Annotated in this window: 7 protein-coding genes; 2 read left to right on the top strand and 5 right to left on the bottom strand. The window is 47.4% G+C overall.

Annotated features, from left to right (window positions below):
- Position 1: 1 nt before the first annotated feature.
- From ESB13_RS01950 to ESB13_RS01935, 4 genes are all read right to left on the bottom strand, one after another.
- Positions 2-1,468, bottom strand: a complete 1,467-nt coding sequence (locus ESB13_RS01950; RefSeq protein ID WP_129001353.1) for a SusD/RagB family nutrient-binding outer membrane lipoprotein — start codon at positions 1,466-1,468, stop codon at positions 2-4.
- 11 nt (positions 1,469-1,479) lie between these two features.
- Positions 1,480-5,001: a SusC/RagA family TonB-linked outer membrane protein gene (locus ESB13_RS01945; protein WP_220399532.1), complete on the bottom strand. Its 3,522-nt coding sequence runs from the start codon at positions 4,999-5,001 to the stop codon at positions 1,480-1,482.
- Positions 5,002-5,135: 134 nt separating this feature from the next.
- Positions 5,136-6,032: an SDR family oxidoreductase gene (locus ESB13_RS01940; RefSeq protein ID WP_129001352.1), complete on the bottom strand. Its 897-nt coding sequence runs from the start codon at positions 6,030-6,032 to the stop codon at positions 5,136-5,138.
- 124 nt (positions 6,033-6,156) lie between these two features.
- On the bottom strand, positions 6,157-7,674 hold the full coding sequence (locus ESB13_RS01935; protein WP_246022405.1) for an ABC transporter substrate-binding protein: 1,518 nt from the start codon (positions 7,672-7,674) through the stop codon (positions 6,157-6,159).
- A 170-nt stretch (positions 7,675-7,844) separates the two neighbouring features.
- On the opposite strand from ESB13_RS01935, the gene ESB13_RS01930 reads away from it, so the two are divergent.
- Positions 7,845-9,512: a M1 family metallopeptidase gene (locus ESB13_RS01930; RefSeq protein ID WP_129001350.1), complete on the top strand. Its 1,668-nt coding sequence runs from the start codon at positions 7,845-7,847 to the stop codon at positions 9,510-9,512.
- Positions 9,513-9,524: 12 nt separating this feature from the next.
- Here ESB13_RS01930 and ESB13_RS01925 read toward each other — a convergent pair whose 3' ends face one another.
- Complete coding sequence (locus ESB13_RS01925) at positions 9,525-10,232, bottom strand: C40 family peptidase (RefSeq protein ID WP_129001349.1); 708 nt, start codon at positions 10,230-10,232, stop codon at positions 9,525-9,527.
- A 90-nt stretch (positions 10,233-10,322) separates the two neighbouring features.
- Between ESB13_RS01925 and dnaE the strand changes: the two genes are divergently transcribed.
- Positions 10,323-13,991 carry a DNA polymerase III subunit alpha gene (gene dnaE / locus ESB13_RS01920; RefSeq protein ID WP_129001348.1) on the top strand — a complete coding sequence of 1,223 codons (3,669 nt, stop codon included), beginning with the start codon at positions 10,323-10,325 and terminating at the stop codon, positions 13,989-13,991.
- The last annotated feature ends 7 nt before the right edge of the window (positions 13,992-13,998 follow it).

The following is a 13,998-nucleotide window of genomic DNA, read 5'->3' as shown; positions in this document are numbered from 1 at the left end:
ATTAATCAGGCTTATTCCACCAAACTTTAGCATTAATGTTGTCGCCACCCATCGCATTAGCAGCCTCACGATAGTGAACCGGGTTGGTTGCCTGGGTATTGATAGGATATACAAAACGGGAAGGCATTTTACCACCGTTCTGTACGCCCGGACCTATAGGCAATACAGGATGACCGGTTCTTCTGTATTCCGACCAGGACTGGAAATCGGTAAAGAACAACGTATAATATTTCTGTAAAAGAATCTGCTCGATCTTTTCATCCTGGGATACATTTTCATTCCATTTTACATCTTCTTTATCGAGATGTCCTGTGGGTACAGTAGCCTGCCAGAAAGTGATCGCATTCGTTACGCCATTATCGTAATAGGTTTTAGGCGTGCCCGTGATATAACCTCTTACCGCAGCTTCTGCGAGAATAAACTGCAGCTCTGCATAGTTCATGATGTTACCCAGGTGCGGATCTGTTTTCAGCGTGTTCAGGTAAGTAGACATGATCTCAGGCGCATTGCCGGTTCCATAACCACTGGTAATACCCAGGTAACCACCACCCAGGCCCAGCGCCGTAGCAATCTTAGGCAAACGTGGATCGATCCATGCATTCAGGTTGTTGATGAAGAACTCTGAATAACCTTTACCACCACTGAAGTCAAGATCACGATACAATGCAAACTCGGATTGCAGCGGCGTAGCAGCGCCTATTGGCAGTACCGCAGAAAACTCATTACCCGTCATGATGGGATAGTTGCCGGCATCTTCATTCACGATCTTGCGGATCTTAGCCACAGCACCTGATTCTGCTTTACCCGAAGCTCTCATCAGCAATCGCAGGAAAAGAGAGTTGCCGAAGCGGCGCCATTTGTTGGCCGAACCGGCGAATAAAGGATCGGCAGTGGTGGCATTGGGAAGGTCTACGTTCTTTGCCAGCAATACGTTTGCAGTATCCAGTTTATTGAACAGGTCGAGATAAATATCCTTTTGCGAATCGAACTTAGGTTGTATAATTCCTTCTTTACCCCTGTTCGATTCGGTATAGGGAACATCGCCATACATATCGGTGATCATGGAGGTTACCCAGGCATCGAGAATGAGGCTGATGCCCTGGTAAGTTTGATAACCTGTTTGTTGGGTAAGACTTGCACTGGTATAGATATCACGGATATTGGTCAGTTGTACATACCAGTTGCTCCACATATAATCAGATTCCGTAGGCCTGATCACATAACGGTGAAACTCCCTCGATTCGGAAACAGTAACACTTACCTGCATAAGGTCGTTACTGATACGCATGGCCCTGTTCAGGTTGCTGTTCACCAGCGACACTAAGGCAGGTGAAAGCAGGGTTTCAGGAAGCGCATGCGGCGAAGCATTGGGATTGGTATTGATATCCGCGAAATCTTTGGTACAGGAACTGGCTGCAATACCTATTGCCAGCGCAGTGATCCATATATATACTATTCCTTTTTTCATGATTGTTTCAATTAGAAGCTGATATTTAAGCTAACACCCATTGACCTGGTAGAAGGGAACTGCGCCACTTCTGCACCCGCCCTGATATCGCCATCATCCAGTGAACCAAACTCAGGATCAAAGGAAGGCCATTCAGTGATCACGAACAGGTCGCGGCCATACAAGCCGATCGTTGCCCGTTGCAGCCTTAGCTTCTTCACCAGTTTAGGAGCAAATGCATAATCGATACGTACTTCCCTCAGTTTAATAAAGTCGGTACGGAACATATTCGCTTCTACGTTATCCCTGTTGAAATGCTCGGCATAGTAGTCGCCCACATTGTTAGCTACCACTGTATTCTTTACATATTTACCATCCGAAGTTTCCATCACACCGTCGCCAATGATACCGTTGTAACGGCCGGGCAGTGTTTTCTTCAGTTTACCTTCTTCGGCAAGTACCGCATGGGTAAGCGAATAAGCTTTACCGCCAAACTGTCCGTCGAACAGGAAGTTGAACATAAAGCGGCCATAAGAGAACTGGTTACCGAAACCAAACTTCCATTTCGCCTGTGAGCTTCCTACGTATACCAGGGAATCACCTCTTACAGGCAAACCATTCCTGTAAACGATCTGTCCATCAGGAGAACGCAGGTATCCCAAGCCATACATATCGCCCAAAGAACCGCCGTTGATTGCTTTTACTGCCACCCTGCTGCCTACCATATTGGCAAGGATCTGCTCGGAGCCGTTAGGCACACCTACGATCTTGTTCCTGTTCAGAGAGTAGTTACCAAACATCTTCCAGTTCAGGCCGGTTTTGGAACTCAGCATAACATTGCTGGCCTGTATTTCTATACCACGGTTTCTTACTTCACCGGCATTCATGATCAATCTTGCATAACCGCTTGCCGCATCTACAGGCGCCTGTACAATCTGGCCACGTGTGTTGTTCTGGTAAACCGAGATATCGAACTGCAGTTTGTTTTTGAAGAAACGGATATCGGTACCGAATTCAGTGCTTACAGAACGTAATGGCTTCAGGAAAGGTTCCGGAATGGTAGTAGGGTTAGTAAGGCCACCGATAGAAGTGGTAACAGGTAAATAACTATAAGAAGTGAGGTAAGGAGTAGTACCACCATTACCGATACCTGCAACGGAACCTCTGACTTTCCAGAAGGAAATAGCTTCCGGCATTTTCCAGGCATCAGATAAGATAGCACTTACGTTCACAGAAGGATAGAAATAAGGCTCCACATTTTTAATCAGCGGGTTCACCAGTGTAGAAGTCCAGTCCCTTCTGGCAGTCACGTCCAGGTATATTAAATTCTTATAGGCGAATGTTGCCATACCATATAAACTGTTCGTAGCGAAATCGGTACGGTAAGGTCTTGCTTCCAGCGCCAGCGCACTGTTTGCTAAAGTATATACATTAGGATAGATCAGTTTCTCTGCACGGTATTCCTGCCTGCGGTATTTGTTACGCATGACACTACCGCCGATAGAGACACTGTAGCTGAAATCGGATTTGTTTTTCGAGTCATTGCCAACATCATATTTCAGCAGGAAGTCGTTGTTCACCTCACTGGTAGTGATGTCCTGCTCACGATACATGCCATCGGCATACTTTTGTGTGCTCTTAGGCTTTTGCTGTGAACGGTCTTCCACCATCAGATCCACGGCCGACCTTACCATCAGGCTTAAATGTCTGTTGAAACGGTAAGTAGCAGCTACGTTACCGATCACACCGTTACGGCTCGACTTATTCAACATATCATATGCCTGTAGGAAGGGGTTATCCAACTGTAAAGAGAAAGGCCTTCTTTGGGCAATACCTTCCTGTCCGGGCAACCAGTAATCCTTAAACCAGTTCAGATCCATGTTAGGTGTGATACCCCTGATGAAGTACATGATGGTCTGGTTGTTATAACCCGTAGAAGGCAGGTTATCGCTGCTCCTGTTGCTATAGTTGATCTTGGAAGTGATAGACAATTTATCGTTCACCTTATGGGTCAACTGGAATGCAACTGTATTTCTTTTGTAGCCTGTGTTAGGCACTATCCAGCTATTGTAAACATTGGTATAAGAAAGCCGTACAGAAGTATTGGCATTACCACCGGATAAAGAAATAGAGTTGGTTGTTGTTTTTGCTGTTTTAAAGAAGTCTTTCCTGTTATTCTTATAAGGAACCCAGGGCGTTCTTGTTGCCTGTCCTGCAGGAATAGCCGTTAAGCGGTAACGGGCAGGCTCATACTGGTAGTACATCTGGCCGTTGAACTTAGGTCCCCATGCAGAGCTGGAACTGTAAGTTCTGGCACCGTCTTCACTATCGCCGTAGGAATAATACAGGTCGCCATCGGAAGCCCTGTCACCCTGACCGTATTCATATTGATAATCAGGCCACCTGTTGATACTGGCTAAGGCGGTATTGGAATTTACATTCACACCCCATCCTTTCTGGCGGGAAGCACCTTGTTTGGTAGTGATGATGATAGCACCGTTACCACCACGTGCGCCGTACAATGCAGAAGCACCGGGGCCTTTCAGAACAGAGATGCTTTCAATATCTTCAGGGTTCAAATCGGCCATGGTAGAACCAAAGTCAACCGGCGAATCGGCATCGAGATAGTTACCGCTGCCGGTGCCGGTCATTTTACCGCTACTATTGCTGATCACCACTCCATCTACTACTATTAATGCAGCATTGTCCTGGCTATTGAAAGAGTTTTCACCTCTGAGTATAATTTTAGAAGAACCTGCGGGGCCGCCACCTGATTTCAGGATATTCAAACCCGCTACTTTACCGGTAAGGGCATCCGTCCAGTTATTAGATAAAGCGTTGGTAAGTTCTGCGCCTGAAACTGTCGTTACTGAATAACCCAGCGCTCTTTCCTGCCTTTTAATACCAAGGGCCGTTACCACTACACCGTCCAGCTCATTCATAGTGCTGAAAAGCTGCACTTTCATTTCGCCGCTGGCATCGGGCTTCATTTCACGGCGCTCATAACCTGCGCTGTTGAATTGTAACATATCGTTGACAGCGATACCGTTAAGCGTAAATACACCATCGTCATTGGAGATAGCGCGCTGGCCGCCTTTTTTGGCAACAACCACAACGCCTGACAGGGGATAGCCGGCAGAATCTTTTACTTCACCCCTGATAGCAGGGATCTTGTAAACATTGTCGGCTGCTGCATTTTTTGCAGGGGCAGCCGCTTCTTTCTTACGAAGAATATATACACCGTTCTTAAAGGTGTAAGACAGCTTTTTTTCTTTCGCGATTTCTTCTAAAAGATTGTCGAGCGAAATCCGGCCGCCTTTTAAACGGATCTTTTCTTTACTGTCCAATACATCTTTGCTGTAGAACAGATCGGTTCCGGTAGCACTTTTAATGATTTTAGATAACGCTCCAATGGAGACTTCCCCGGAGGGAACATTTACCCATTTTTGCTGACCGTTTTGCTGGGCGTGAAGTGAAACAGGGTTTACCAGAAGTATTGCAGCCATCATGCAGTAAAGCATGCCCGACAATATCTTCCTGCCAAAAGAAATCATATACGGTTGTTTTAATTGAAGATTACAGCCTCTAGACAAACAATCTGTTTGAAAAGGGTGAAGCTGTAAGCGCTTATTCAATCATAAAAACCGTTTGGCAGTAAATGGTAATATAACGGTAACAATTAATTAATTTAAAATGACAAAACGCCCAGGCTATGCAGGATCCCCCTTTCAAAGCTTACGGGTTCGTAATTGAGCTGTTCCCTTGCCTTATCAATAAGCAGCCCTGATAATTTAGCTCTTTTTACAGGCTCTTTAAAAGTATCGGCAGTCACTGGTTCTATAAGCGCTTTATCAAGTTGCAAGGCATCGGCAACGGCCACCGCCATCTGGTAAGGTGATACTATTTCACCACCACCAAGATTATAGATACCATATTTTTTCAACCTGATAATAGATTCCAGTCCTTTGCAGATATCATTCACATGCGTAGGCGTTCGCAGCTGATCGCTGACCACCTTGATAGCCTTTCCCTGCTCCAGGCTGTTTTTCACCCATTGAATAAAACCCGGGCGCATTCCCTCCCAAACAGGACCGTAAATGAAAACAGGGCGCATAATGGTATAAAAGCTGGCTGTTGCAGCCACCAGCCGCTCTGCCATGAGTTTACTTTCGCCATAAAAGTTAAGTGGCGCCGGTTCCGCCATTTCATCGTGCGGTCCGCCTTCGCCATGAACGAAGTCTGTTGACACATAAATAAAATGCGCAGGAGTGCTTAATGCTTCACCTGCCTCAAGCAGGAAACGGGTAGCTTCTACATTATGAAGCAGGCAGGCCTCCCTGTTCAGGTTGCATTCATCAGGTTTACTCATGGCAGCCGTATGTACAATAACATCCGGCTGCACCTGCGCTACGAGGCTGGCTACTGCTGCCCTGTGGGTAAGATCAACCGGATAGAAACGCTGCGAAAACGCATGCGGAATACGGCTTTCTCCGCGGCCGGTAGCGGCTACTGAAAACGCTTCATCCAAATGAAGACATAAATGCTGACCCAAAAAACCATTCGCACCTGTAACCAGAATTTTCATAACAAGATGACTGTTTTATATTTAGCGGCCCGTCCGATGGCCTGCCCCTATATTACAAACCCGATTGCTGTTGACAGCCGTGTTTATAGAGGCAAACCGGCTTATATCCGAGGCGCAAAGTTCTTTATTTTTTGATGGATACCGTTTTCAACTCCAGAAGGTTAAGCGCATTGGCATGCATATTCATCACATTGTTGTTCACCAGGTGAATAACCATATCATAAAAAAGCGGCACAATAGGCGCATCATCGATAACCAGCTGGTCCATTTGCCGGTATAAGGCGTAGCGCACCGAATCATCTGTTGTCATCAGCGCCTTTTCGTAAAGCACATCAAAAGCGGGATTCTGGTAACGCGTATAATTGGGTGGAGCCGGGTTCTTACTATAGAACATAGCCATATAGTTCTCCGCATCCGGGTAATCGGCCATCCAGCTGCCCCTGAAAAAAGCAGCATTGGATTGCGAAGTAAGCTCCAGCAGCAGGCTTTTCTGCACCACCTCCACCTGCACCTTTATCCCTACCTCTTCCAGCTGCCGGGCGGCAAAACTGGCCATATCGGCATAAATGGCTACCGTCAGTAATTTAATGACCGGCATAGGCCGCTTATCAAACCCTGCCTGCTGCAACAGTTGTCTTGCTTTTGCCGGATTATACTGATAGCCTTTTACAAACCTTTCATTTTGCGAGGGCAAACCTGCCGGCACCATGCCTGCTTCTGCCGGCACACCAATAGAATTACGCAGGTACATCATCAGCTGCCTTCTGTTGATGGCATAGTTGATCGCCTGCCGCACCGCTTTCAAACGCAACGGTGAATCTTTGAGCAGCGGGTTGGCCTCATCTGCGAGTATGCCAAAGTATTCGGTATTTAAATATACATGCTTGTGTAACCGGATCTTTCCCTCCCACTGTTTGCGTAAATCACCGCTTTTGGTAAGCACTTCGTCTTTAAAAGAGGGATCGATGTCGTTCACAAAGCTGAGCTTACCCTGGCGGAACTGCAAAAACTCGGTAGCCTTGTTATCAAAAAAACTAACCTTGATGGCATCAAGATAAGGCAACGGCTTTCCGGCGCTATCCTTCTCCCAGTAATGACTGTTCTTTTCGAGCACCAGGGCCTGCCCCTCTACCCAGAACTTAAAGCGGAACGGGCCGGTACCACAGGGGTGACGGCGGAAATCTTTACCATAGCGCTCTACCACCTCATGGGGTACGATGCTGCAATACTGCATACTTAAGATGCCCAGGATGGGATGAAAAGGCCTTATCAGCTGCAGCCGGAAAGTAGTATCGTCGATTGCACTAAAACCATTGGTGGCAATCCTGTTGTTAAAGATCCAGGCGCCACTGCTGGCGGTTCCTTTATCCGTGATACGCTGTAAACTATAAGCTACGTCTGCAGCAGTCATTTTACGTCCTTTGCCACCGGGGAAGACTTCGTTATCGTGAAAGAAAACATCACTGCGCAAATGAAAAATATAGCTAAGCCTGTCGTCGCTCACCTCCCAGCTTTTTGCCAGGGACGGTACCATATTCAGGTTACTGTCTACTTCTATCAGCGTATTATACAACTGGTGCGCAGCCCATATCAGCGACTGGTTTTTCGCGAAAGCGGGGTCCAGCGATGTTATACCCGTCATTTCATTATAGAAGAAAACCTGCTTTGCTTCCTCCTGTTTTGTACTGCAGCCTGTTATACAAGTGACTATTACAAGGCAGCATCCTAAAAAACAGCTAAAACAACTTAGAAAGCAGTATTTTGAATATCGTCTTTTGCCTCTCATTATCCCGAATATCCTATTTTTAAAGCATGAAGCCAATCATTTTTTCAGGTATCCTATGCTGCTGCTTTTTTACACAGCTGCGCGCACAACATCATGAAAGCAGCAGGTTCACACACGCCGATACACTCAGGGGCAGCATTACACCGGAAAGAGCCTGGTGGAATGTGCTTCATTATGCTATCACCGTAAAGCCCGATTTCAACAGTAAAACCATCAGCGGTTCCAATACCATCCGCTATAAAGTGACCAGCGACAGCTATCCTGCTTTTATGCAAATAGACCTGCAGGAGCCTATGCTTATCGACAGTGTTTTATTTGGCAACAGCCGCCGTTCGCTGCGGTTTACACGTGAAGGCAACGCCTGGCATGTGAACGTGCCCAAACAGGCGAATCATTCGGAAGGCAGCGTTACCGTTTACTTCCACGGTAAACCCCGGGAAGCAGTAAATGCTCCCTGGGATGGCGGCTGGATCTGGCGTAAAGATTCAACAGGCAGCCCCTGGATGAGCGTAGCCTGCCAGGGTTTAGGCGCTTCGGTATGGTACCCGTGTAAAGACCATCAATCCGATGAGCCCGACCAGGGCGCTTCTCTCAGTATGATCGTTGCCGACAGCCTTACTGCCATCAGCAACGGACGACTCGCGGAAAAGACCGGCGGCAATGGATTTACAACCTGGAAATGGCAGGTGGTAAACCCCATCAACAATTACAACATCGTACCTTATATAGGCAAGTATGTTCATTTCTCCGATACCTTACACGGCGAAAAAGGTACGCTGGACCTTGATTTCTGGGTATTGCAATACAACCTGGCAAGAGCACAGCAACAGTTTGTACAGGCCAAACAAATGTTACGCGCGTTTGAATACTGGTTTGGTCCCTACCCTTTTTATGAAGACAGTTATAAACTGGTAGAATCGCCTCACCTGGGTATGGAACACCAAAGCGCGGTAGCTTATGGTAATCATTTTGCCAATGGTTACCTGGGTCGCGACTTAAGCGGCAGTGGCTGGGGAGAGAAATGGGATTTCATCCTGGTACATGAAAGCGGTCACGAGTGGTTCGCCAACAACATTACTTCCAATGACCTGGCAGATATGTGGATCCATGAAAGCTTCACCAACTACAGTGAAACCCTTTTTACAGAATATTATTATGGCAAAGAAGCAGGTACCGACTACAACTACGGCACCCGTAAGAATATCAAAAACGACAGGAATATCATTGCCCCATACGATGTAAACGATCAGGGCAGTGGCGACATGTATTACAAAGGCGGCAATCTTATACATACTATCCGTCATTCAATAGACAATGACAGCCTTTTCCGCCAGATCCTGCGCGGGCTTAATAAAACCTTCTATCATAAAACCGTTACGACACAGGAGATAGAACAATATATAAGCCGGCAATCGGGCATCGATCTTTCAAAAGTGTTTGATCAATACCTGCGGACCACGCAGATCCCGGTGCTGGAATATTCCTGGAATAAAAACAAGCTGAGATACCGTTATACCAACTGTATACCCGGTTTTAATCTGCCGATCGTATTGCGTAAAGGGACACTGGTGATCAGGTTAACGCCTGCCGATCAGTGGCAGACGATCCAGGTAGATAAAAGCCTGAAGCCGCTGATAGATAAGAAGCTGATTGACCGGCAATATTACATTACAGTACAGGGCGCCCGTAAATAGGCGCCTTTTCTTTTATCTGCCAAACCTGCCGGCGCCGCGGTAACGGGGCTTCCAGTAAGGATCGTTCAGGTCGCTGACCATAACGCCGTTGCTGGTAGCGGCATGTACGAATTTATTGTTCAGCAGGTAAATGCCTACATGCGAGATAGCCCTTCCGGAAGTATGGAAGAATACAAGATCGCCTTCCTGCAGGTCTTCCGTTTCAAGCCTGTCGCTTTTATCATATTGTTCCTGGGCTGTACGTGGTAAAGCTTTCCCGTAAACATCGCGCATAACCGCCAAAGTAAAGCCGGAGCAGTCGATACAGTTCTCGGTATTTCCTCCGAGGCAATAGCGGGTACCCCACCAATGATCAATTGAGCGGAGCAGTTCCAGGTTTTTCAGCTTTTCAACGGTAGCATCGAGCACTATGGCATATTTGAGTTGCAGCCAGTCGGCTCTTTCAATATTCACATCGCCGGGCGCCACCACCATTTCAGATGCTGCAGGCCGCGACCTGCGGGAGCCGCCGGAGCTGGCGTGTTTAGACGTAACCACCGATCCGGGTTTTACGGAAATATCATCCAGGAATTTCACGTCGCCTGAGCGACCGATATTGGTTTTCCTTGTTTTGGCGGTAGAATGGTCTTTGGCGCCTATCCCCTTGATGCTTTTGCAACTGGCAAAAGCCATCACCATTACAGTACCATACAATATTTGCTTCCAGCGAATCGATAACATTGTTGCAAAATAAATGCGAAACTTGAAACGGGAAAGTTAATGTGGAAAAATGCCGCACGCGGGGCCATTATAATTCCGAAATTTGCAGATATGTGCCAATTTTCTCACTTACACGTCCATACCCAGTATTCTCTGCTCGATGGGGCGGCCTCCATTGACGCCCTTTATAAAAAGGCCATGAAGGATAATATGCCTGCCCTGGCTATCACCGACCACGGCAACATGTTCGGCGTATTCGATTTCGTTAACCAGGCCTGGAAAAACACCAAAGTAACAGGTAAAGACGAAAACGGCAAAGACATCACCGAACCGGTGGTAAAACCCATTGTAGGCTGTGAATTTTACGTGGTGGAAGACATGACCCGTAAAACCTTCTCTAAAGATGTAAGGGATAACAGGATGCACCAGGTATTACTTGCCAAGAACAAAGTTGGCTACCAGAACCTCGTGAAGCTCACTTCCATGGGTTTTATCGATGGTTTATATGGTAAATATCCCCGTATCGATAAAAAGCTGATCGAAAAATACCATGAGGGGCTTATCGCTACCACCTGTTGTATAGGCGCCTCTGTTCCACAGGCCATCCTGAACCATGGTGAAGCGGAAGCGGAGAAAGAGTTCAAATGGTGGCTCAACCTGTTTGGAGAAGATTTCATCATAGAAATACAGCGGCACGAGATCAAGGAACAGGAGATCATCAATGCCACCCTGCTCAAATTCGCAAAGAAATTCAATGTACCTGTTATTGCTACCAATGACAGTCATTATACCGACCGGGAAGATTATAACGCGCACGATATCCTTTTATGTATCAACACCGGTGAAAAGAAAAGCACACCCGGTTTTGATGATTTCGTGAACGACGATACGCAGGTGAAGAACAGGCGTTTCAAATTCCCGAACGACCAGTTCTATTTCAAGACCACTGACGAAATGAAACAGTTGTTCAGTGATATTCCCGAGTCGATCGATAATACCAATATGATCATTGACCGGGTTGAAGTGCTGAACCTGAAAAAAGACATCCTGCTGCCGGCCTTCCCTATTCCAAAGGAATTCCAGACCGGCGACGATGCCAATATCAACCAGTGGAACTACCTGCATTATCTTACCTACGAAGGCGCCCGCCAGCGTTATGGAGAAATAGAAGAGCATGTAAGGGAGCGGCTCGACTTTGAGCTGTTCACTATTAAAACCATGGGATTTGCGGGTTACTTCCTTATTGTATCGGACTTTATCAAGGCCGGCCGCGATATGGGTGTATTCATTGGTCCTGGCCGTGGATCTGCGGCAGGCAGTGCGGTGGCTTACTGTATTGGCATCACCAATATCGACCCTATCAAGTACAACCTGCTGTTCGAACGTTTCCTTAACCCGGATCGTAAGTCGATGCCCGATATCGATACGGACTTCGATGATGAAGGCCGTCAGCGGGTGATCAACTACGTTGTTGACAAATACGGCAAAAACCAGGTGGCCCAGATCATCACCTACGGTACTATGGCCGCCAAGATGAGTATCAAGGACGTGGCGCGTGCAATGGACCTGCCACTGCCTGAATCGAATGCCCTGGCGAAGATGGTGCCCGACAAACCCGGTACCGAGCTGGGCCGTGTACTGCAGGCGCCGCTGACAGCCAAGGAAGGACCTAAATCGCTGGAGGAAAAAGAAGGTATCGGCCCGGATGACCTGGAGAATGTACGCCGCCTGCGGGAAATATACCAGGGTAACGATCTCCGCGCCGAGGTGCTGCGGGAAGCAGAACGTCTCGAAGGTTCTGTACGGAACACCGGTATCCACGCGGCGGGTATCATCATCGCCCCGCGTGACCTCACCGACCTGCTGCCGGTGTCTACTGCGAAAGACTCCGACCTCTGGGTTACCCAATTTGAAGGCAGCATCATTGAAGACGCCGGTGTAATCAAGATGGACTTCCTGGGTTTGAAAACCCTTTCCATCATCAAAACGGCGCTCGAACTCATTAAGCAGAACCACAATATCGATATAACGCCAGACGATGTACCGCTGGACGATCCTTTAACTTTCGACCTGTATCAGAAAGGAGAGACCAACGCTACATTCCAGTTTGAAAGTCCGGGTATGCAAAAGTACCTGCGTGAACTAAAGCCGGATAAGTTTGCCGATCTTATTGCGATGAACGCCTTGTACCGCCCGGGTCCTATCGCGTACATCCCCAACTTCATTGACCGTAAACATGGCCGCGAAGAGATCAGTTATGACCTCGCAGACATGGAAGAATATCTCTCCGACACCTATGGTATCACGGTATACCAGGAACAGGTGATGTTGCTGTCGCAAAAGCTGGCAGGCTTCTCCAAGGGTGATGCCGACGTACTGCGTAAGGCGATGGGTAAAAAGCAAAAGGCGGTACTGGACAAAATGAAAGCCCAGTTCGTAAAAGGCGCCGTAGCCAAAGGCCATCCTGAAGAAGTGCTTGACAAGGTATGGACCGACTGGGAAGCGTTTGCGCAATACGCCTTCAACAAATCGCATTCTACCTGTTATGCATTTGTAGCTTACCAGACAGCCTACCTGAAAGCACACTACCCCGCCGAATATATGGCCGCCGTACTTAACCATGCGGGTAGTATTGAAAAGATCACCTTCTTCATGGAAGAGTGTAAGCGCATGGGCATTAAAGTACTTGGTCCGGATATCAATGAATCCAAGAAAGGTTTTGCCCCTAACCGCAAAGGGGAGATCCGCTTTGGTTTCGGTGGTCTGAAAGGCGTGGGCGATGCCGCTATTGAAAGTGTGATAGATGAACGCAAGAACGGACCTTATGCCGATATTTTTGATTTTGTAAAACGTATCAACCAGCGGGCGGTCAACAAGAAGTCGATGGAAAGCCTTGTGTATTCCGGCAGCTTCGACTGTTTTGCTGATATGCACAGGGGGCAGTTCTTCTTTGTCCCTAAAGACGATACCCGCAGCAACCTGGAACGGATCATTCAATTTGGAAACCAGTACCAGGCCAACCTGGTGCAAACCAATAACAGCCTGTTTGGAGATGCGGTGATGCAGGAAATTCCGCCTCCAAAAATAATGCCTTGTGAAGAATGGGGTTTGATTGAAAAGCTGGATTATGAAAAAGAGGTAACCGGGATCTTTATCAGCGGTCACCCGCTCGATCACTTCCGTTTTGAACTGAAGCATTATGGCATCATGCAGCTCAGTGATTTCAACGAAGTAAAAGATTCCGTAACCCTGCAGGCATCTGCCGGCAGCCGTAACTTCCGTATTGCGGGGCTGGTAATAGATGCGCAGCATCGTGTTACGAAAACAGGGCGCAACTTTGGGATACTGGCCATAGAGGATTTCAGCGGTAAAACGGAGCTGGCGTTGTTTGGCGACGATTATGTCCGTTACCAGAACTATCTTGAAAAAGGTAAGAACGTGCTGGTGAACGGCTTCTTCAAACAAAGGTTCAATACCGGTCAGTATGAATTTAAGATTGCCAGTCTTTCGCTGCTGGAATCTATTAAACAAAGCCTGACCAAACAGCTGGAGCTGTGTATGCATCCTGCTGCCGTATCGGAGCAGTTTGTGACCTTTGTGGAGAAGAATGTAAAGACCTATCCCGGCAGTTCTTCGCTGCGATTCATGATCCACGAGCCCAAAGAGAATATCAAGATCACGCTATATACCTTTGAAAAGGGCTTTACCATGAACGATGAAATGGCGTTCTTCCTCATGGAGAACCCCGATATCGATGTTCATGTAGGTTTAACCGGTTAACATATCA

Source organism: Filimonas effusa (assembly GCF_004118675.1).
Lineage (GTDB): Bacteria > Bacteroidota > Bacteroidia > Chitinophagales > Chitinophagaceae > Filimonas > Filimonas effusa.
Note: the sequence above shows the minus strand (reverse complement) of the source record. Positions and strands in the feature narration are given on the sequence as shown.